Origin of the sequence: Vibrio mangrovi, assembly GCF_024346955.1 — a bacterium.
Classification (GTDB): domain Bacteria; phylum Pseudomonadota; class Gammaproteobacteria; order Enterobacterales; family Vibrionaceae; genus Vibrio; species Vibrio mangrovi.
Map to the genome: position 1 here is coordinate 2,086,792 of NZ_AP024883.1, position 18,232 is coordinate 2,105,023.

The following is an 18,232-nucleotide window of genomic DNA, read 5'->3' on the forward strand; positions in this document are numbered from 1 at the left end:
GTTGATTGAAAGCAGAAATACTGTCATTTTTACAGGGATCATGAATAAGATAGGTTTAGTTATGCGTAAAATTATTAGTGCAACAGTGTTGTTACTAGCATCTGGATACACATTTGCAGCGGTAGATCCAAACAGCCCATCAGTGATGAGCAATTTCAGTTATGACTACTACGAAGCCCGAATCGGTATCAGTCCAAACACCTATGGTGCCGGTCTCAGCATGTCTGTTCACCCTAATGCACATGTAATTGGGCGAGTGGATTCAAAGCTTGAAGGCGATTACGACTTATCTGGCGGCTTAGGCTTCCATGCCCCCATCAATAACTGGGCCGATTTTACCGGTGAGATGTTGGTTCGTATGGTCGATTACGATGATTCCCGAGGCAGCGATACTGGCATGGAACTGAACCTGGGAGTTCGCCAATGGCTTGGTCCACAACTCGAAGTGGGTGGTAAAATCGGTTATCTGACTATTGACAGTAATGATGACTGGCTGGGTTCAGCATATGCCCGTTTCCATTCAACAGAGCTGTTCTCTGTTGCTGCTGAAGCCCGTTTCAACGACACATATGATGATCAAATCATGCTGAGTGCCCGATTCAAATACTAATGTACCGGCATAGTTGATAGTGACACTAACACAGCCAAGTTAAATGACTTGGCTGTTGTTCGTTATCCCTCCTCTTCTTCTGCAAGCGAGCAGCACTCATTCAATACCTGTTGCTTACGTTTCTCCGGAATTAATTTCCAGTGAACTTCTTCAATTGCCCCAACAAATTTCCATAGCAGCTTAACATCGGCTGTCGCACCGTATAATTGCCTGACTTTCAGAAATGCTCTCGTAGCTCCCAGTTTAAAGAATGCGGCCACATCGGGGATTCCCGATTTCTTCAACATTCGTTCTATGGTCAGATGCAAATTGGGCAGATCTCTCAATCGTCGATTCGACAATGAATATTTCTGCCTTTTCTGACAGATAGCCAACGCTTTAGCACGACTGATGATATCTCCGAGATACGGATACCCGGATCGAAACAATTCAGTAATATCGTAATAATTTACTTTAGAAATACTTTGTTTTTTAACAAAGACATACTTTGAGCAATTCAACGATACTAGCTTCTCGTCCAGTACACCCCCGCCCCGGATATAAATATGATTCGCACAGACCAAAGCAAACATGGCATCCTGACAAAATAATCCTACATCCCCAAATATTGACTTAGTGTCAAAATTTTCTCTTTCCATTAAGTAATCAAAAAATTTTGTTGCTATCATTTACCTAGCCTCAGTAATCATTATGTGTACATTTCAGGCTGACTTGTTGTTAGCGATAACTTGGGAATTCATTGTGGGAACGTCCGGGATATCGCCTTTATTGTCGGCTAAAAAGATATAACGAATTGATTTCTAAAATCTCGGCATGCGGTGTGAAATGAGTCCCATCAAATCTATACCAACCATATGGGGATAATAAATATGCGTGTGTATTCTCAATTTGAGCGTATCGCCAATAATTTCTCGCGATCACCGATATTTCATTGCGGGGCTATCAGTGCGACTGGTAAAATAATGTAAATAACAACGAATCTGATGAATATGAATCACGTCTCTTTTTTTTGGCTTCCGAGCGATCAGCAAGCCTTGTTTCAGGCAATAGAAACCGAATTCGCCCAAATGGTTGAATTGTCTATACAAAATGGGAAAATTGAACTCCCGCCGATCCCTCAGGTCGTGTTGGAAATTCAGAAGCTCTGTCTGGATGAAAGCACGACGGTAACGGATGTGGCAGAGTGTTTAATCAATGACCCCGGCCTGACGGCCGTCGTCTTACGAATTGCTAATTCTGTCATTTTCAACTCAAGAAATATCGCCTACAGTGATATCAATACGGCAGTGGCCAGACTTGGAATTTTCCGGGTCAGGGATATCGTTACGGCACAAGCAGTTAAGCAACTGAAATATTCAGTCAACCTTCGCGATGACTGCAATCAAATTCTGCGGCAAAGTGCGAACAATTCGAGAAAGCTCTGCGCAACCATGGTCTTGGTGACCAATACATTTAAAGAACTGGATCCTCAGGAGTATGCCTATCTGGAACCAGATAAGGCATTGTTGGTCGGTCTGTTGGCAGATATCGGGTTATTCTGTCTGCTCAATGAATATCATATCTATCTTGAGCAGGGTAACTATCTCGACCACGATCTGGCCATGCGCATTTTCGAATCACGCTGTGACCGAACCAGTTATCATGTGCTGAAGACCTGGGGTTTCGACCAAGACTTTCTTTCTGTTGCAACAAACAAAGAAATTCCGAACAAGTCTGGGGACGTTTCCTACCTCGACATCGCAAAAATTGCATATCACCTGCTGCTCTTCCGTCAGCAAGATGCCAGCATTGAAGACCATGAAGTGGAGATCAATGCGACCGGTGCCGAAGTTTTATATGAATTGAGTAACTTATCTGATTCGGACTTTAACACCAAAATCCGTTCAATTATCCATTCATCAGGATTTTGAGCACATTCATTCTTTCTGCACATAAACAGCCGTCACTTTCCCGGGGGCTGTTTACGGCTGATTCCGGCTGGTCTGCGAATTAATTCGGGACATTCGTTCCGTTTTCGTTTAGATTGTCCCGCCAGAATAGGCAATGACACGATATGACAGCTTTATGGTTTTAAAAAGCAAAACAGCGGAAGCCAATTTTGACAGCCTGCTTCGAATTTTCACTGTGCCGGAAGGTCCGGGTTCTACACTGACGAAAATTGAAGAAGAGATTTCGCAAAACCTCAATCAGTTTCTACGGGAACATATTGTTTCCGAAGAAAAACCGCTAAAAGCAATTGAGCAAGACTTCCTGTCATCCCAAATTCCGGAACTCCCGGAGTTTGTTTCTGATCATACCCAGCATTTACTGGATAAGGTTGTTGCCCAGTCTGTCCATACATCAGCCCCCAGTTTTATCGGTCATATGACTTCGGCATTACCCTACTTTCTGATGCCTCTGTCAAAAATCATGATTGCCCTGAACCAGAATCTGGTCAAAATTGAAACGTCCAAAGCTTTTACACCACTGGAACGTCAGGTTGTCGGTATGTTACACCGGTTAATCTATTCCGGAACCGATGATTTCTATTCTCAGTGGATGCACAGTGCGAATCATTCGTTAGGCGCATTCTGCTCCGGTGGAACTATTGCGAATATTACCGCATTATGGGTTGCCCGAAATAATGCCCTGAAGGCTCAGGGAACATTTCAGGGAGTCGAAAAAGAAGGCCTGTTCCGGGCCATGAAATATTATGGTTATGAAGGACTGGCAATTCTGGTTTCAGAAAGAGGTCACTATTCTCTGAAAAAAGCCGCGGATTTACTGGGAATAGGTCAGGAAGGACTGGTTGCCGTCCCGACAGATGAACACCATAAGGTCAAACCAGAAGCCCTGAAAAAAACGATTCAACGTTTGAAGCAACAACGAATTCTGCCATTTGCCGTTGTTGGCGTCGCCGGTACTACCGAAACCGGAAATATTGATCCTCTTGCCGAGATTGCCGACATCTGTCAACAGGAGAACTGCCACTTTCATGTAGATGCAGCCTGGGGCGGAGCAACACTGATGTCGAATCAGTACCGTCATCTGCTGCACGGTATCGAAAAAGCAGACTCGGTGACAATCGATGCCCATAAGCAGCTCTATCTTCCGATGGGTGCTGGAATGGTCCTGTTTAAATCGCCCACATCGACGCATGCGATCGAACATCATGCCCAATATATCTTGCGTGAGGGCTCCAAAGATCTGGGCAGCAGGACACTGGAAGGTTCCCGTTCGGGAATGGCAATGCTGGTTTATGCTTGTATGCATATCATTAGTCGTGCCGGATATGAGCTGTTAGTGAATGAAAGTATTCAGAAAGCAGCCTATTTTGCAGACCTCATCCAACAGCAAAGTGACTTTGAACTGGTTTCCGAACCTGAGCTATGTTTGCTCACTTATCGTTACGTCCCTGAGCAGACACGCCTTGCTCTACAACAGAGCTCCGGTGATACGCTGGCCCGGCTCAACCAACAGTTGAATGAACTGACAAAATTCATTCAGAAAAAACAAAGAGAATCAGGAAAATCATTCGTTTCCAGAACCCGGCTGAACCCAGACCGGTGGCAACATCTGGATACAGTCGTTTTCCGGGTTGTTCTGGCCAATCCTCTGACAACGAAGGATATCTTACATGCCGTACTGGAAGAACAGCGGCATATTGCAACATTAGCCCCGCTGCTACTCAGTCAGATACAACATACTACCGAGAGTATTCTGTCTGTAGGCAACAGTCACGAACCATCCATAACACCGTAAATAGATCACATGAAATGAAATTTTATTTCCACCTGGTGTAAGAAATGAATCATTTTGCATGGGTGAAATACTATTTTTTCCGATTTACCGGTAAAATTAAGGAATGGTATGAAATTTAGTTTGAGGCCTGTCATATTCTTATCATCCGATAACCTGAAATGTTACAGGATTATCGGTGCATACGTTTATACTCTTTTCTCATGCCCGCTTCGTGATGAATGTTAAATTCTTTGAACATCATGATTCGATATCGCCGGTGGTCAGGTCGAATCCCTGATATGTTCTCTTTTTCCGTGTGAACACTATGAATACATTAGAAAAAATTCAAAAAAATCTGGAAAATTTTAGCAAGTCTGAACGAAAGGTTGCAGAAGTAATTATGGCGTCGCCACAAACTGCAATCCATTCCAGTATCGCAACACTTGCCAAAATGGCTGATGTGAGTGAGCCCACGGTGAACCGTTTCTGTCGCCGTTTAGATACCAAAGGCTTTCCTGACTTCAAGCTTCATCTGGCCCAAAGTCTGGCAAATGGTACACCTTATGTGAACCGTAACGTCGAAGAAGACGATGGCCCTGATGCATACACACATAAAATTTTCGAATCGACAATGGCTTGTCTTGATGTTGCTAAAAACAGCATTGATTCAGCTCAGATCAATCGTGCGGTTGATCTACTGACTCAGGCCAAGAGAATCTCGTTTTTTGGTTTAGGAGCATCCTCTGCCGTAGCTCGTGACGCACAGAATAAATTTATCCGTTTCAATATTCCGATTTCCTGTTTTGAAGATATTGTCATGCAGCGAATGAGCTGTATCAACTGTACCGATAATGATGTTGTTGTGCTAATTTCTCACACCGGCCGGACCAAAAGTCAGGTTGAAATCGCCCATCTGGCAAAACAAAACGGTGCGACCGTCATTTCGATCACCGCAAAAGACTCACCTTTGGATAAAGCCAGTTCCCTATCGATCTGTCTTGATGTACCGGAAGATACCGATGTCTATATGCCAATGGCGAGTCGGGTGGTACAGATGACCGTGATTGATGTACTTGCAACCGGCTTTACATTACGTCGCGGTTCCGGCTTCCGGGAAAATCTCAAACGGGTTAAAGATGCATTGAAAGACTCCCGCTACGATAAACTCTCTCAGTTCTGAGATTTTGATAAAATGACACATTGATGTGTTTCCAAACGAAACGGGCCGGTGATGGGCCCGTTTCGTTTTGACTGTTCATCGTTAAAACGATAGATTTAATCTATTAAAACAAGAGGCAGATGTAACTTTATTTCCTAGGTGACTTCAGGCATAGTTACGCCAACAACACATGAAGGAGAAAGTTATGTTTGTAGTGATTTTTGGTCGTCCTGGCTGCCCATTCTGTGTCCGGGCAAAAGAACATGCAGAAACATTAAAAGAAAAACGCGACGATTTTAATTTCCGCTACGTTGATATCCAGGCAGAAGGCATCAGCAAAGCCGACCTGGAAAAAACCGTAGGAAAACCAGTCGAAACTGTTCCTCAAATCTTCATCGACCAAAACCATATTGGCGGCTGCACAGAATTTGAAGCTTATGCCAAAGAAAATCTGGGTCTTTTCGACGAATAATCCCCGTCATGAATATCACTAACCTGCCAATAATCTGGCAGGTTTTGTTTTTCTGACTATTTATAGTGTTTCCTCTCTACTGAATCGCCCTCTCCAAGAAGAAAATTCTTTCCCATATAAAAAACCACCAAAAATTCACTTATTTTTTCTTGCAATTCAGATACAATTCACTTGCTTATCTTCCTTTCCACCCCACTGAGTTGAGTTGTGAATATAAACGTTGTATTGCTGTTAAAAGAAAACCCTATTCTACTTATTTTTGTTGTTCTGGCGTGTGGTCTGGCTCTGGGGAAAATTCGCTTCGGTAGCCTGCAAGTCGGCAATTCTATCGGTGTCCTGATGACCTCACTGCTCATGGGACATCTTGGCTTCTCACTGAATTCAGAGGCACTGACCATTGGTTTTATGCTCTTTATTTATTGTGTCGGAATTGAAGCCGGTCCGAACTTCTTTGGTATATTTTTCCGGGATGGTAAACACTACCTTATTCTGAGCCTCACTGTACTGATAATTGCCAATCTGATTACCTATTTCGGCGGGCAGATACTGCATCTGGATTATGGATTGTCTGCCGGGATGATGGCCGGAGCGCTCACATCCACACCGATACTTGTAGGGGCACAGGATGCGCTCAACTCCGGGCTGGCAGAAATCCCACACAACATGGACATGTCCCGGGTTCTGGAAAATGTCTCTGTCGGCTATGCCATGGCCTATCTTATCGGCTTAATCAGTATGATCATGTTCGCAAAACTCCTGCCCCGACTACAAAAACAGAATTTATCAGATTCAGCCCAGCAGATTGCCCGTGAACGGGGTCTGGGCCACAACGGGCAACGTAAGGTTTACTTACCGATCATCCGGGCATACCGGGTTGGAAAAGAGTTAACCAACTGGATTGACGGACGTAATCTTCGGGAATTGGGGATCTACCGTCAGACGGGATGCTACATCGAACGTATCCGACGCAACGGCATTTTAGCGCACCCTGATGGAGATGCCATTTTGCAGGAAGGCGATGAAATTGCGCTGGTTGGTTTTCCTGACAGTCATGCCAGGCTGGATCCCAGCTTCAGAAATGGTAAAGAAGTCTTTGACCGGAATCTGCTCGACTTACGTATTTCGGAAGAAGAGATTGTCGTCAAAAGCGACAGTATGGTCGGTAAACGGCTGTCAGATCTTAACCTTTCTGAGTATGGATGCTTTCTGAACCGGGTTGTCCGGGCACAAATTGAAATGCCGATGGACTCAGATATTGTTCTGACTAAAGGCGATCTCCTTCAGGTGAGTGGAGAAAAGAGCCGGGTTCAGGGGCTGGCCGATAAAATCGGCTTTATCTCGATACACAGTCAAATGGCTGACCTGCTGGCTTTCTGTGCTTTCTTCATTTTCGGAATTACGCTGGGCTTAATTACCATGACCTTCGGTCAGGTTTCTTTTGGCCTGGGAAATGCCGTCGGGCTCTTACTATCCGGCATTACTTTAGGATTTTTACGGGCCAATCACCCAACTTTTGGTTATGTCCCGCAAGGTGCATTAAATATGACTAAAGATCTGGGATTGATGATTTTCATGGTCGGTATCGGCTTAAGTGCCGGGGGAAGCATGTTTGAACATTTATCTGAAGTCGGAATTCAGGTGATTGGTCTGGCCTTTCTGGTCAGTGTTGTCCCGGTCGTGTTTGCCTATCTGATCGGTGCTTATATTTTAAAAATGAACCGGGCATTACTTTTCGGTGCGATCATCGGAGCAAGAACCTGTGCCCCGGCTATGGACATTGTCAATGAATATGCGAAATCAACAATTCCCGCGCTAGGTTATGCCGGTACTTATACCATTGCCAACATCCTGATGACACTGACCGGCACCATCATTATTCTACTCAGTTAACGGCTAACTGATGATATAAAAAAAGCGCCCTTACGGCGCTTTTTTTATATTCTACTGGCTTAAAGATCGACAACATCAAAATCAACTGCCGGGTTTACATCAGCATCATAATCAACACTATCAACCCCAAAACCGAACAATTTCAGAAACTCATCTTTATAGGCTTCATAATCGGTCAGTTCTTTCAGATTCTCAGTTGTAATCTGTGGCCACAAGTCACGACAGTGCTGTTGAATGTCTTCTCTCAGCTCCCAGTCATCAAGACGCAGACGGTTCTTCTCGTCAACTTCAGGTGCATTGCCATCAGCCCGGTACAGACGCTCACTGAACAAGCGATAGATTTGCTCCATACACCCTTCATGAACGCCTTCTTCACGCATCTTTTTAAAGACCATTGAAATATAAAGCGGCATCACCGGAATCGCAGAACTTGCCTGTGTTACAACTGATTTCAGGACCGCAACATTGGCCGAACCCTGTTTTGAACCTAACTTCTCATTCAGTGCTGTTGCTGCACGATCCAAATCCATTTTTGCCCGGCCTAGAGCACCATCCCAATAAATAGGCCAGGTCAGCTCAGTACCGATATAACTGTAAGCAACTGTTTTGCAACCTTCTGCAAGAACGCCCGCTTCATCCAGCGCATTCATCCAGAGTTCCCAGTCCTGTCCGCCCATGACCGTAACAGTATCTTCAATTTCCTGTTCTGTCGCGGGTTCAAGGCTGGCTTCAATGATGACATCCCGGTTGGTATCAACCGCTGTTGAGGTGTAAGTCTCCCCAATCGGCTTCAGAGATGAACGGATCAATTCGCCGCTATCCGGCATTTTTCTCACTGGCGACGCCAGAGAGTAAACCACCAGATCAACCTGACCGAGATCTTGCTGAATCAATTCAACCGCTTTCTGTTTTGCTTCGTGTGAAAAAGCATCACCGTTAATGCTTTTCGCATACAGACCGGCTTCGTGAGCACATTTGTCAAAAGCAGCAGCATTATAAAATCCTGCCGTTCCCGGCTTTTTCTCTGTTCCCGGTTTTTCAAAGAAAACACCGATTGTTGCCGCACCACCGCCAAAAGCCGCAGCAATGCGTGAGGAAAGCCCATAGCCACTGGAAGAACCGACAACCAGTACACGCTTAGGTGCATTTTCAATGCTTCCCTGTGATTTTGTATAAGCGATTTGCTCTCTGACATTCGCTTCACATCCAACAGGATGTGTTGTCGTACAGATAAATCCACGAATTTTAGGTTTGATGATCATATTCAACTTCCTTTAAAAAACCCCGTTAGGATAAAAGTTTCGCCTGAAAATCTCACCTTATTTCTTAATATTTACCCCTAAAATACGAGTGGTTGGATCTCTTTTCATCAATTTCATCCGGCCAGACCAGCAGCCCTGACTGAAATCGTCCCGGATTTGCTCAGGCATATTTCCATCATTGAGGAATATCAGCACAAAAAATCAGAAAAAAATTGAACCATCTTTTATTTCGTCAGTCTGATTTAACAAGATTGACAGAGATGTTGGATTTCTTTTCTGTTGATACTGCTTTTTCTTGTTAACTCCTATTTAGTGCCCAGTACGTGTTGTACTGGGTTTTTTCTTGGCTGATAATCTTGTCATAGTTGATCAACCCAAGCTATTCTTGCCTGCATGAATGTTTTTACTCATAGTCCGGTAACCGAGCACACTTTTCGTGGAAAAGATTTCTATCTTAAACGGGATGATTTGCTGCATCCTCAGTTTTCAGGAAATAAAGCCCGGAAACTGATGCCACTGCTTGATGCCCCTCTTCCCCAAATCAAAACCCTGATTAGCTATGGTTCACCGCAGGCGAATTCTCTTTATTCTTTTGCCGCACTGGCACAGTTAAGAGGCTGGCAGTTTGAGTTTTATGTCGATCATATCCCTCACTGGCTGGCTACACACCCTATCGGTAATTACAAAGCTGCGCTGGCATTGGGAGCTAAAATCTATCCCACCGGGCAAATACCGGCCTCTGAAATGCATCCTTGTGAATATATCCGACAGGTTCGTTGCCCGGATGAAACCTGTCTGGTGATTCCCGAAGGAGGACGCTGTGATATCGCACAGCCGGGCGTTGCTGCACTCGGCGATGAAATTATTGACTGGATTGGCAGAAACCATATTACTCATCCGGTAATAGCTCTTCCTTCAGGAACAGGGACAACTGCTCTTTATCTGCATCAACACCTGACATCACATCATATTCAGGTACTTACCTGTGCCTGTGTCGGCGGCGAATCCTATTTACAGCAACAGTGGGATACGCTGGGTGCAACTTCATACCCGACCGTGCTGTCTTTACCGCACAAACATAACTTTGGCAAACTGTACCGGGAAGACTACGCAATCTGGCTGCATCTCTGCCGTGAAACCAGAGTCGAGTTTGATTTACTGTATGATCCGATGATGTGGCGTTGCTTAGAACTCTGGCTACCCAACCATCCCGACACGCCCCTGATATATATTCATCAGGGTGGCCTGCTAGGAAATACAAGTATGCAGGCCAGATATCAGCGTAAATATCCTGAACTCCCCAAAAACAGATACCACGGGTAATATTCACAACTTGTAAGATAAGCTGACACAGACATAACCTTTCAGTTAATTCCTCCTCTGAGGGAACGAACTTCCCGCTAAAGACAACCTATATGTTAGGGCACGTTGACCTTTCATGATGTTTTTTACAGCAATTTGTCGTGTATTTAGCCAAGACAGGTCAACACCCCCTGGACAAGTACAGTAAATGAGGTGAATTATGGACATGGCAATTGAACAAATATCTTCCCGGGTGATCAAAAAACTGCGTCAAAACGGATGTGAGGTTGTCATGGCAACCAAAACGCCCCGACGTGTCATGATTAATATTGAACAACCTACGACGGAGATGATGTACCGGGCAATGGAAATCCGGCAACAACAACATGGAACACGCTCCACGATATACACGTTGCCCATAGATGGATGCATGGTGCACTGGAAACATCCGTACGCCAGCTAATGCCGACACAACCAGCTTCTGTTTCCATCATGTCATATCGCTGTGACAGCTCGTTCACCCCCGAATAAGCTCACCGAAACGAGTCTGTCACATGAATCCCATCTGATACTCATTCCTATAGAACAGCCAGAACCAAACAAATTAAAAATAAAATTTATTTATTTTTCAAATAACTGCATTAAATTTATTCACTTTTTCATCACACCTTACCCTAAAATGGTATTTACATATAGTAAGTAATGCTTATTATATGCAGAACTTATTGTAATAGTGATGAACACTTCGGAACTACGATGAATCAATCGATCGGTTATTTACTGTGGGATGTCACACGGCTGATGCGGCAACAGTTTCAGAACGATCCGCGCCTGTCATGCATCACCCTGTCTCAGGCAAAAGCGTTAACTCAGATCTACTACCACGAAGGAATCAAGCAGGTTGAACTGGCAGAAATGCTGGAAATTAAACCGATGACTCTGGTCAGAGTGATCGACTCTCTGGTGGAAGAAGAACTGATTGAGCGGCGCCCGGATCCGAATGACCGCAGAGCTCACAGGATTTATCTGCAACCCAAGGCTGAAGAGCAACTGAAACTGGTCCGGCTTATCAGTCAGGATGTCTGGAGCAGTGCTCTGGCCGGATTACCCGATGAAGACATCGAACAATTTATCCGCACACTGAAGCATATTCATCACAATGTGTCACACACCTGATTTGGAGAAGGGCTGATATGAGTGAAGTAAAGAAAGAACCAAATCAAGTACGTTCCTCAAAAACATCTGCACGTAAAATCAAACGTATCCTGCTACTATTTGTCGTTCCGCTATTGGTCATAGCGGCAAGTCTGTTGATCTACCTGCATGGCGGACGTTATGTCGAAACGGACAACGCATACGTCAAAGCAGATAAGACTTTGATTGCGCCGGTTGTTTCCGGCCGGATTATTGATGTTGCTGTTGAAGAGAATCAGCATGTATCAGAAGGTGATTTATTGCTGAAAATTGATCCGAAACCTTTTGCCATTGCCGTCGAACAGGCTCAGGCCAACTTAAATGATGTCAAAACGAGCCTGACGACATTAAAAGCAGAATATCAGAGTAAGCAGGCTAACATCGCAGTCGCTCACAGCCAGTTCGAGTACCTGAAAAAAGAACAGAAGCGTCAATACGATCTTCTGAAGCAAAATTACATCTCACAGTCGGAATACGATGCAGCCCAACAGAAAACCGAAGTCCAGAAACTGGAAATCAATGCATTAAACAAAGAGTTACATCAGATTGCCGAAACACTTGGCGGACGGGTTGATCTTCCTGTGGAACAGCACCCTAAATACCAAAGTGCACTGGCTGCTCTGGATAAAGCAGAAAACGACCTGCAACATGTTAATGTATATGCACCAAGTAGTGGCATCGTTACTAAAGTCGCAGAGAAAGGACAGTATCTTGCTCCCGGAGCTTCAGCAATGTTATTGGTCTCGGATGATAATCTCTGGATCGAAGCGAATTTTACTGAGACCGAAGCCAGCTACATGAAACCAGGCCAAAGTGCAACGATTACCGTTGACTATGTACCGGGATACACCTGGCAGGGAACTATCGAAAGCCTCAGCCCGGCAACCGGTGCAGAGTTTTCTGTCATTCCGGCTCAGAATGCAACCGGAAACTGGGTCAAAATCACCCAACGTCTTCCGGTACGTATTCAATTGAAAAAGGTAGCAAATGCGCCACAGCTGAGAGCTGGTTTAAGTGCAATCGTTACGGTAGATACCAACCACCATCGTCAGCTTCCAATGTAAATGGCAGGTAGCGTGATGACAACACAGACTTATGATGTGACAGATGATACGTCCAAACGTGGACTCATCACCCTCTCGGTCATGCTGGCAACGATTATGCAGGCACTGGATACCACCATTGCCAATGTTGCTCTTCCACATATGCAGGGAGCGATGAGTGCGACTCAGGATCAGATATCCTGGGTTCTGACCTCTTACATTGTTGCCTCTGCCATTGCCATGCCTCTTACCGGCTTTGTATCGTCCCGTATCGGCAGAAAGCAGCTGTTCTTATATTCCGTGGTCGGTTTTACGGTGACATCCGCTTTATGCGGGGCCGCACAGTCACTGGAGCAAATGATCATCTTTCGTTTGCTACAGGGTATCTTTGGTGCCAGTCTGGTTCCCTTATCTCAGTCCGTCCTGCTGGATACTTATCCACCGAAACAGCACGGTTCAGCGATGGCAATGTGGGGAATCGGCGTGATGGTCGGGCCTATTCTCGGCCCTTCCCTCGGGGGCTGGCTGACCGAATACTACAACTGGCGCTGGGTATTCTACATCAATGTTCCCTTCGGGGTACTTGCCTGGCTGGGAATAGCCTCTTCTGTAAAGGAGACCAGACTCGACCCTTCCCGACGTTTTGATATCTTCGGTTTTTCTCTGCTTGGAATCTGTATCGGTTGTCTGCAACTGTTTTTAGACCGTGGCGAATCACAAAACTGGTTTGCCAGCATGGAGATCATCATCGAAGCATCTTTATCGGCACTGACACTCTACATGTTCATTGTCCATATGTTTACGTCAAAGATGCCTTTCCTGGACCCGCATATGTTTCGGGATCGCAACTTTGTCGTCGGGCTGCTTTTTGCGTTTATGATGGGCGTCATTCTGCTTGCTACTCTGGCTTTGCTGCCTCCGTATCTGCAAAATCTGATGGGTTATCCGGTACTGGATGTCGGTCTGCTTCTGAGTCCACGGGGATTCGGTACCATGGTTGGCATGATGATCGTCGGAAAGCTATCCGGTAAAGTTGATTTGCGCTATCTGATCGGTATCGGTCTGGTTCTGATGACTTTTGCACTATGGGAGATGACACAATTTTCAGTCGATATTACCAACTGGAATATTATTCAGACCGGCATTGTGCAGGGATTCGGGTTAGGACTGGTATTTGTCCCATTATCGACACTGACATTCTCGACACTGTCCCCACATTACCGGAATGAAGGAACTTCACTATATAACCTCATCCGTAGTATTGGCAGTAGTATCGGTATTTCGATGGTGGTCACTTATCTGGCGCACCGGGTACAGATCAACCATGCGGCGTTCTCAACCTTCATTACACCATTTAACCGGGCACTGCAGGATGCCATCAGTCAGGGAACCTATAACATTCAGTCCACGACCGGATTGGTGACACTCAACCGGGAAGTAACCATACAGGCTTCCATGCTGGGATACCTGCAGGATTTCCGTTTCATGATGTTCGTCTGTATCGCGATGTTTCCGCTCCTGTTACTACTACGGAAGCCGGAATACTAATAAATACTCCTCCGGAGGTTAACCAATAGCCAGTTTGGTTTCCGGGTAACGTAAGCGGTGTGTTCTGGGACTGGCAAGAAAATACGCCATTGTCAATGGTCCCAGCCGTCCGATAAACATCATCAGCATAATAATCACTTCACCGGATTCCGATAATGACGCGGTCAGCCCCCGGGAAAGTCCAACCGTTCCCAGCGCAGAAACCGCTTCAAAAATAATATCAACCATCGGTGCATTTTCACTGAGTAGTAAGCCGAAAATTGCAATCCAGGTAACGCCGATAGAAATGACCGTAAGTGCCAGCGCTTTATTGATCGTTTCTTTCGGAATTTCCCGTTGAAACACATGAATGGCAGCATCACGCCGCAGATACCCATAGGTTGCCAGAATCAGCACAATAAATGTCACCACTTTGATACCACTGGCTGTACTCATCGAACCACCGCCAATAAACATCAGAACCAGCATCACGGAAGTCGTAGCATCTTTGAGCTGATCAATCGCCAGTGTATTAAAGCCGGCCGTTCTCGGAGTGACAGCCTGAAACCATGACGCCAGCCACTTCCCTTCCTGACTCAGCGGTGCCAGCGTATTCGGATTATCGTATTCAATACAATAAATCAGGATAACTGCAACGGCATTAATGAGAATCGTACCGGAAATCATGAGCTTGCTATAGGGTGTCAACAGAGACCAGCGCCGGTGGCGCAGTAAATCCCGCCAGACAGAAAAACCCAGTCCTCCGGTAATAAACAACCCGGTAATCGTCAGATTCACCACCGGATCCGCAACGTAAGGCATCAGATTACGACTATCAAGAGCAAATCCTGCATTGTTGAACGCACTGATGGTATAGAAGAAACCATGAAACAAACTGGTTTGCCAGCCCAGTTCCGGCCACCAGTAGAGGGACAGAATAATCATACCGATCGATTCAACGAGCAGTGAAAAATACAAAACCGATTTTGCTGTGGAAGCCAGTGTTGAAGCATCAGTCTGATTGAATGCTTCTCTGATGACGGTCCGCTGTAGGAAATTGATTTTACCGCCCAATGCAATCAACGTCACCACAGCGAACGTCATCAGGCCCAGTCCACCAAACTGGATAAGTAATGCAATGATGACCTGCCCAAAGCGTGTAAACTCTGTTCCGGTATCTACAACCGATAATCCAGTGACCGTCACTGCCGATGTAGCAGTAAACAGACTATGAGCCCAGCTTATCGGAGCTTCAGTCGCCAGAGGCAATTTTAGCAAACAGGTGCCTAACAAAATCAGCAAAAGAAAACTGGCACACAGGACAACCGGTGGTGCTGCCGCAATCTTCCGGGCTGCTTGGGGTTTTCGTGTGACAGGTGAAGTCGAAGGATGCCACAAAGCCATCTCACACCAGCCTTGGTGCTATCAGTTTTAAAGCTTCTCTGGAGCCACAAAGCAAAAATGTATCGTGTTCCTGCAATACAAAATCATGGGATAACTGAGTGAAAGTCTGTCGCCCGCGTTTTACCAGAATTGCATCGACAACACCTTGAGTATCATGAAGTAATGCCGAAACCGGCTGATTATGTAACGCAGATTTCACCTGAATATCCACTACATATAAACCATGCCCGATCGACAAATAGTTATGCACCATCGGATAATTCAGTGCTTGTGCTATCCGGATACCCATTTCCTCTTCCGGATGAATAATCCGTGTAACACCCAGTTTTGATACGATTGTATGATGTGCTTTGGAACTTGCTTTCACCCAAATCTCTTTCACTCCGAGATTTTTCAATGCCAGAATGCATAGCAAACTGGATTCCAGATCTTCTCCAATCGCAACCAGAACCGCGTCACTCGCAGCCAGGTCCAGTTCTCTGAGAGAGTGTTCATCGGTTGCATCGCATATCACAGACTGAGTCAGGTCTTCCACATACTGCTCGGCAATTTTCGAGTCCCGGTCCACGCCGGTAACAGTGTGCCCCAGGTAGATCAGTTCCAGGCTCGCTGCAACTCCAAACCGTCCTAAACCTATCACTGTAAAATGTGCCATTCCTTCAACCTCTTCAGTCGGGTTACCCTGTGTTTTTAACCTGTTACCGTTATTGTGACAATCTGTTTGTGCAAACATTCACTTTTAATCAGCATCAGATACCGCAGAGCATTGAAGACACTCTGAATCCTGCATCTTGAGGTTACTTGGGTATAAATATAAACGAACAGAAGCAAAAATGCGGAACCAACTTATCGTTGACTCCGCATCTGTACAAAATAATGACAAAGGCGAACTGTCCCGGCTATACCGATACATTCACCACATTTCTTCGTCCGGCAAGCATCTGTATCACATCTGCCACTTTCATCTTCTTGACCGGGTTTCCTGTCTCTGCATCGGTCAGCGCTATGTAAGCCTGACCACCATCATGATGAAGCTCGGCCTGCAAACCGATATTCTGAAATTTCATCAGATTATTCACATACTCGACCGTCATTTTCTGCACGGTATGATCTTCCGGGTCAATCTGCGACAACAGTGACATATCCACATCCAGTTTCGGCTCACTCAGCTCCGGCGATGTATCCGAATGCTGAGATTTAGACCGGTAACGTGAATCGGATAGATTCATACCGACAAGTTGCTCCAGATTTTGAATATTCATCTTTCAGGCTCCTCATCCACAGACGGGTGGCATTATTATTTCCAGTCTATCCCTAAGCCCGGTTCCCGATTATGCCGACAGGTGCAACTATTTATCTTTTTGGAGAAAAACCATTCCCTGCATTCAGGGAATATCCTCATCACTGTTGGTTAAACTGAACCCGTTTAGAATTTTCCAGGGCTGCACTTTTCCGGTCAATCAGCTGGCCGTTGTCCGAACGAATAAAGAACACTTCCAGATTTTCCTGTTGAGCCATCTGATAACCGGCTTCCGGTCCAAGACATAACATCGCGGTAGCCCACGCATCACTTTCTGCCGGGATTTGGCCGAATACAGAAGCAGACACCAAATCATGCGTCACGGATGCCCCGGTCCGGGGATCAAGAATATGTGAATACGACCGGCCATTCGCATCAAAGGAACGACGATAAGTCCCTGACGTATCCAGTGTGATTCCCTGCTCCTCCTGAATCGTTACAATCTTATATGGCTCAATATCCCCGTTCTTTGGAACAGGACGTTCAATTGCAATCCGCCATTTCGCCCCATCGGGTTTATGCCCTCTGATTTTCATATCTCCGCCAAATTCAACCAGATAGTTCACAATGCCATGAGATTCAAGTACGGAGCTGAGCTTTCCTATCGTATAACCTTCTCCCATAGAAGAGAAATCCACCTGCACCTGAGGAAGTGTTTTACGAATCCGTTTTCCCTGTTTATCAACCTGGATTTTATCCAGTCCCAGTTCAGCTTTCACCACAGCGATTTGCTGACTGTCCGGCACCTGAAACTCCCCTTTTCTGAAACCCCACAAATTAAACAGCGGTCCGATCGTCGGATCGTAACAACCCTGAGTTTTTTGATTAATCGTCTTGGCGATATCGAGCAGTTGCAGAAAATCATCCGATGCAGATTGCCACTGCGTTGAAGTACTATGGTTGAATTCCGATATATAAGAATCGTCCCGGTAAGTCGAGAATTCCTTGTCGATGTCAGCCAGTAGCTGATCAAACTGAGGACGGATTTCATCTGTTGTCACGCCAGACTGAGACCACCAGCTAATATGATAAGTCGTTCCCTGAGCATAACCTTCCAGTCTTTTTATCTCAGGAGTCCGGCTACATGCGGCTACAGTGACCAGAAAAGACAGAGTTACAACACCACGAAAACAGTTCAGCAAAGTTCTTTGGGTAAACATAAAGCAACCTGATTCATTAAAAAATTGGGGAAATTTTAACGGCAGGAGGAACAGATTACTATCACTCATGCAACAGAACACAGCAGTATTTATTGAATACCAGTCAATAAAGATAAAAGCTCTGCAACAAACGGAGTAAAGACGAACGTATATCAGTCTGACAGATTCAGGCGGTCTGACTGGACAAAG

At 45.4% G+C, this 18,232-nt stretch carries 17 protein-coding genes; 11 read left to right on the forward strand and 6 right to left on the reverse strand.

The features are described 5' to 3' along the window. The first annotated feature begins 61 nt into the window (after nucleotides 1-61). The gene (locus tag OCU74_RS09350) at nucleotides 62-610 is read left to right on the forward strand and encodes a hypothetical protein (RefSeq protein WP_087479472.1); all 549 of its coding nucleotides are present in this window, start codon (nucleotides 62-64) and stop codon (nucleotides 608-610) included. Nucleotides 611-672: 62 nt separating this feature from the next. Here OCU74_RS09350 and OCU74_RS09355 read toward each other — a convergent pair whose 3' ends face one another. Then, a complete protein-coding gene (locus tag OCU74_RS09355; RefSeq protein ID WP_087479473.1) occupies nucleotides 673-1,278 on the reverse strand; it encodes a TfoX/Sxy family DNA transformation protein in 606 nt (201 codons plus the stop codon). A gap of 321 nt (nucleotides 1,279-1,599) precedes the next feature. Between OCU74_RS09355 and OCU74_RS09360 the strand changes: the two genes are divergently transcribed. The 5 genes from OCU74_RS09360 (at nucleotide 1,600) to OCU74_RS09380 (ending at nucleotide 7,851) form a co-directional block, all read left to right on the forward strand. Then, on the forward strand, nucleotides 1,600-2,520 hold the full coding sequence (locus OCU74_RS09360; RefSeq protein WP_087480092.1) for an HDOD domain-containing protein: 921 nt from the start codon (nucleotides 1,600-1,602) through the stop codon (nucleotides 2,518-2,520). 154 nt (nucleotides 2,521-2,674) lie between these two features. Further along, nucleotides 2,675-4,351 (forward strand): pyridoxal-dependent aspartate 1-decarboxylase PanP, encoded by a 1,677-nt coding sequence (panP, locus tag OCU74_RS09365; RefSeq protein ID WP_087480093.1) that lies wholly within the window; start codon nucleotides 2,675-2,677, stop codon nucleotides 4,349-4,351. Nucleotides 4,352-4,655: 304 nt separating this feature from the next. Next, a complete protein-coding gene (locus OCU74_RS09370; protein ID WP_087479474.1) occupies nucleotides 4,656-5,510 on the forward strand; it encodes a MurR/RpiR family transcriptional regulator in 855 nt (284 codons plus the stop codon). Nucleotides 5,511-5,694: 184 nt separating this feature from the next. Then, on the forward strand, nucleotides 5,695-5,961 hold the full coding sequence (locus OCU74_RS09375) for a GrxA family glutaredoxin (RefSeq protein ID WP_087479475.1): 267 nt from the start codon (nucleotides 5,695-5,697) through the stop codon (nucleotides 5,959-5,961). 207 nt (nucleotides 5,962-6,168) lie between these two features. Further along, complete coding sequence (locus OCU74_RS09380) at nucleotides 6,169-7,851, forward strand: aspartate:alanine antiporter (protein WP_087479476.1); 1,683 nt, start codon at nucleotides 6,169-6,171, stop codon at nucleotides 7,849-7,851. A gap of 59 nt (nucleotides 7,852-7,910) precedes the next feature. Here the strand turns inward: OCU74_RS09380 and fabV are convergent, their stop codons facing one another. Next, the gene (fabV, locus tag OCU74_RS09385) at nucleotides 7,911-9,113 is read right to left on the reverse strand and encodes an enoyl-ACP reductase FabV (RefSeq protein WP_087479477.1); all 1,203 of its coding nucleotides are present in this window, start codon (nucleotides 9,111-9,113) and stop codon (nucleotides 7,911-7,913) included. A gap of 393 nt (nucleotides 9,114-9,506) precedes the next feature. On the opposite strand from fabV, the gene OCU74_RS09390 reads away from it, so the two are divergent. The 5 genes from OCU74_RS09390 to OCU74_RS09410 all read left to right on the forward strand — a co-directional run bounded on the left by OCU74_RS09390 (nucleotide 9,507) and on the right by OCU74_RS09410 (nucleotide 14,200). Beyond that, nucleotides 9,507-10,436 carry a 1-aminocyclopropane-1-carboxylate deaminase/D-cysteine desulfhydrase gene (locus OCU74_RS09390; RefSeq protein WP_087479478.1) on the forward strand — a complete coding sequence of 310 codons (930 nt, stop codon included), beginning with the start codon at nucleotides 9,507-9,509 and terminating at the stop codon, nucleotides 10,434-10,436. Nucleotides 10,437-10,641: 205 nt separating this feature from the next. Next, on the forward strand, nucleotides 10,642-10,878 hold the full coding sequence (locus OCU74_RS09395) for a hypothetical protein (protein ID WP_143693103.1): 237 nt from the start codon (nucleotides 10,642-10,644) through the stop codon (nucleotides 10,876-10,878). 293 nt (nucleotides 10,879-11,171) lie between these two features. Continuing rightward, nucleotides 11,172-11,591 carry a MarR family winged helix-turn-helix transcriptional regulator gene (locus OCU74_RS09400; RefSeq protein WP_087479480.1) on the forward strand — a complete coding sequence of 140 codons (420 nt, stop codon included), beginning with the start codon at nucleotides 11,172-11,174 and terminating at the stop codon, nucleotides 11,589-11,591. Nucleotides 11,592-11,608: 17 nt separating this feature from the next. Further along, the gene (locus OCU74_RS09405) at nucleotides 11,609-12,673 is read left to right on the forward strand and encodes an HlyD family secretion protein (protein WP_087479481.1); all 1,065 of its coding nucleotides are present in this window, start codon (nucleotides 11,609-11,611) and stop codon (nucleotides 12,671-12,673) included. A gap of 15 nt (nucleotides 12,674-12,688) precedes the next feature. Continuing rightward, on the forward strand, nucleotides 12,689-14,200 hold the full coding sequence (locus OCU74_RS09410) for a DHA2 family efflux MFS transporter permease subunit (RefSeq protein ID WP_087479482.1): 1,512 nt from the start codon (nucleotides 12,689-12,691) through the stop codon (nucleotides 14,198-14,200). Between the two features lie 18 nt (nucleotides 14,201-14,218). Here OCU74_RS09410 and OCU74_RS09415 read toward each other — a convergent pair whose 3' ends face one another. From OCU74_RS09415 to OCU74_RS09430, 4 genes are all read right to left on the reverse strand, one after another. Further along, nucleotides 14,219-15,583 (reverse strand): TrkH family potassium uptake protein, encoded by a 1,365-nt coding sequence (locus tag OCU74_RS09415; RefSeq protein WP_087479483.1) that lies wholly within the window; start codon nucleotides 15,581-15,583, stop codon nucleotides 14,219-14,221. Nucleotide 15,584: 1 nt separating this feature from the next. Then, the gene (locus tag OCU74_RS09420; RefSeq protein WP_087480094.1) at nucleotides 15,585-16,238 is read right to left on the reverse strand and encodes a potassium channel family protein; all 654 of its coding nucleotides are present in this window, start codon (nucleotides 16,236-16,238) and stop codon (nucleotides 15,585-15,587) included. 244 nt (nucleotides 16,239-16,482) lie between these two features. Further along, complete coding sequence (locus OCU74_RS09425; RefSeq protein WP_087479484.1) at nucleotides 16,483-16,845, reverse strand: hypothetical protein; 363 nt, start codon at nucleotides 16,843-16,845, stop codon at nucleotides 16,483-16,485. Nucleotides 16,846-16,984: 139 nt separating this feature from the next. Then, nucleotides 16,985-18,043 (reverse strand): FAD:protein FMN transferase, encoded by a 1,059-nt coding sequence (locus OCU74_RS09430; protein ID WP_087479485.1) that lies wholly within the window; start codon nucleotides 18,041-18,043, stop codon nucleotides 16,985-16,987. Between the last annotated feature and the right edge of the window lie 189 nt (nucleotides 18,044-18,232).

Excerpts from the sequence above, each read along its gene's own strand:
- OCU74_RS09430 (WP_087479485.1), bottom strand. The coding sequence starts at position 18,043 with ATGTTTACCCAAAGAACTTTGCTGAACTGTTTTCGTGGTGTTGTAACT.
- OCU74_RS09410 (WP_087479482.1), top strand. The coding sequence starts at position 12,689 with ATGACAACACAGACTTATGATGTGACAGATGATACGTCCAAACGTGGA.
- OCU74_RS09350 (WP_087479472.1), top strand. The coding sequence starts at position 62 with ATGCGTAAAATTATTAGTGCAACAGTGTTGTTACTAGCATCTGGATAC.
- OCU74_RS09415 (WP_087479483.1), bottom strand. The coding sequence starts at position 15,583 with ATGGCTTTGTGGCATCCTTCGACTTCACCTGTCACACGAAAACCCCAA.
- OCU74_RS09355 (WP_087479473.1), bottom strand. The coding sequence starts at position 1,278 with ATGATAGCAACAAAATTTTTTGATTACTTAATGGAAAGAGAAAATTTT.
- OCU74_RS09395 (WP_143693103.1), top strand. The coding sequence starts at position 10,642 with ATGGCAATTGAACAAATATCTTCCCGGGTGATCAAAAAACTGCGTCAA.
- OCU74_RS09400 (WP_087479480.1), top strand. The coding sequence starts at position 11,172 with ATGAATCAATCGATCGGTTATTTACTGTGGGATGTCACACGGCTGATG.
- fabV (WP_087479477.1), bottom strand. The coding sequence starts at position 9,113 with ATGATCATCAAACCTAAAATTCGTGGATTTATCTGTACGACAACACAT.
- panP (WP_087480093.1), top strand. The coding sequence starts at position 2,675 with ATGGTTTTAAAAAGCAAAACAGCGGAAGCCAATTTTGACAGCCTGCTT.
- OCU74_RS09405 (WP_087479481.1), top strand. The coding sequence starts at position 11,609 with ATGAGTGAAGTAAAGAAAGAACCAAATCAAGTACGTTCCTCAAAAACA.
- OCU74_RS09420 (WP_087480094.1), bottom strand. The coding sequence starts at position 16,238 with ATGGCACATTTTACAGTGATAGGTTTAGGACGGTTTGGAGTTGCAGCG.
- OCU74_RS09370 (WP_087479474.1), top strand. The coding sequence starts at position 4,656 with ATGAATACATTAGAAAAAATTCAAAAAAATCTGGAAAATTTTAGCAAG.
- OCU74_RS09360 (WP_087480092.1), top strand. The coding sequence starts at position 1,600 with ATGAATCACGTCTCTTTTTTTTGGCTTCCGAGCGATCAGCAAGCCTTG.
- OCU74_RS09390 (WP_087479478.1), top strand. The coding sequence starts at position 9,507 with ATGAATGTTTTTACTCATAGTCCGGTAACCGAGCACACTTTTCGTGGA.
- OCU74_RS09375 (WP_087479475.1), top strand. The coding sequence starts at position 5,695 with ATGTTTGTAGTGATTTTTGGTCGTCCTGGCTGCCCATTCTGTGTCCGG.
- OCU74_RS09425 (WP_087479484.1), bottom strand. The coding sequence starts at position 16,845 with ATGAATATTCAAAATCTGGAGCAACTTGTCGGTATGAATCTATCCGAT.